The sequence below is a fragment of the Arthrobacter rhamnosi genome, assembly GCF_054510855.1.
In genome coordinates, this window is record NZ_JBTNDT010000021.1 from 1 (window position 1) to 2,088 (window position 2,088).

Annotated in this window: 1 protein-coding gene; it reads right to left on the reverse strand. The window is 64.0% G+C overall.

The features are described from left to right. Positions 1-664 precede the first annotated feature (664 nt). Complete coding sequence (locus ACX80I_RS17265) at positions 665-1,150, reverse strand: hypothetical protein (RefSeq protein WP_459346331.1); 486 nt, start codon at positions 1,148-1,150, stop codon at positions 665-667. Positions 1,151-2,088 lie beyond the last annotated feature (938 nt).

Sequence of the window (2,088 nt, forward strand, 5' to 3'; positions counted from 1 at the left end):
CACAGCGCCGATGGTACTGCACCCGAGAGAGTGTGGGAGAGTAGGACACCGCCGGACAACCATTCAACGGGAAGGCCCCGCACCACCAGGTGCGGGGCCTTCCCCACTTAACACACCAGTCGGGTCTGGTCAGCTTGCCCCGAAGGCGGTGGCTATCGTCGGTGGGGCGTCCAGAGCAGCTGCTCCATGTATCGTCCTCTCGCTTCGCTGTCCATACAGCTGGCACGCGCATCAGCCGGCACATGGGTCTGATGAATGCGGGCCTGCATAACGCCCGAGAATCCGGCCGGCACAAGGCCTAGGGCCAGTCCCCGACTGCTCCTCACGCCCCTACTCTCAGCAAGCTCTCCGGCTGTCGGCTTACGGCGCTGGCTCCCAGCCCCAGCGGACGTAGCTCAGGCCTGCCAAGGTGCAGCGCGCCGATTCCCACACCCGGCCCCAGGGGTGCGACATCTCAAAGAAGACGCGCCGAGGCCGTACTCGAGGCTCCCGCTTCGCGGGCCCCGAATCCCCACCGTGGCCCGCTGCGCCGGCCGGATAGTAGGTGCGGTAGCGCGGGGAGCCTATGTTGGCTGATGAAGTGCTCCCCGAACGTCGGTCCGGTAGTAGGGATTGTGCGGTTGGTTCCGTAGCTGCCTCTGGCCCTGTCCTGGGTAGAGCGGGCTTATGCGGAGCCCCGCGACGGTGCATCCCGCCGATTTCCTCTGTCGTGGATAGTGGCGGGTCCGTCCTTCTCCGATGATCGCGGAAGCTGTTGCCAGCCGGCCAGCTGCTGGGTTGGTGCCGGCCCTGGATTCGCTGGTAATTCCCGTGATCCATCCCCCGGCATACCAGTGGTGCCGTTGCGGCCGGTTTCGATCGGTCCGGCAACTTCCTGGGCTTTGACGATGAGGTTGGTGCCGATCAGGCGGAGAGGGTCGAGGAAGTCCGCCCGCGTCTGCATGACGGTTGCGACGACAGAGGCGTTGAGCTTGAGCTTGGTCCCGGCGTGCAGGCTGACGCCGGTCAAGCGGTCTCTGTGGCTGATCACCTGCACCACGGATTCTGGCAGGACCTCGCCCTGCTCAACCAGATCCTTCCTTCGGGCTGCAGTAGGTGGAGTGGTGTGCGGCGGCACGGCGAGGTGCGGGTTGAGCTGTCGGAACATCATGGACTGACGGAAGGACCTCGGCCCTATGGGCAGTACGCCGATGTGTCGGCCGTGCATTCCGTAGCCATGGCAGAAGGTTCAGTGCAGCATGTCCCTACGCCATAGCGCGGTGAGACCGGGAACGTCAGGCAGTCCGTTTGTGCCGCCCGAGGCAACGATGGCCCAGCGTGTGGCGATCGAGGTGTGGTCGAGCTTCAGTGGAAGGCAGGCGTGACTGGGGCGAGAGGACAGAACGCGCTCTGCCCAATCGCCCGCGCCCTCAACCGACATCGATGAACTCGTCAGCTTGCAGGAAGAGGATGATGCCGGGATCGGACCTCAAGCCCGCACTGCACGCGGACGTGACGACCGGGCTACTCCCGCGCTATGAGGCAGCGGCAGGAGCGATCCTGGTCAGCACGCACGTTGATGCCGGGGCAGCGCCGGCCCCCAAGCGTCGAATGCATGGGGGATGGGTGTTACCTATCGCGCATGCCGGTCAAGCACGCTTGGAGCTCAACGGGAGGGAGCCCCGTAATCGGCCAGACCGACCACGGCACGATCGCCGCAATTCTGGCCGGAGCCGCAGCTTGGAACCGGCGCGGCACCTCATCGGCTCGATCCTCGAGGGCACGGCACGGCGTCCGTCTCCCCAGAGAAAAGCGGCTCTTCCACTCGCTGGAACCGGCCGTGGGAACGTGATGCAGCCGACGTCCTCACGGTTTGCTCCCATCCCGTCCGGCGTGTAATGTTTCATGAGTTGCCCCGGTGAGGGTGACCAACCCCCTCCAATTCCAGTGGTCGGTTCGTGCGCTCTGATGCGGGATCGAATTAGGCCCTGTATTTGCGGTGGGATTGTTTTGTCGAATTCTTTTGCGGGGCCTGTAGGGCACGGCGGGGGATTTGACAAGGGAAAAGAGAATGAAATAAGCTGTAAATGTAACGACGAGGGAAAACAA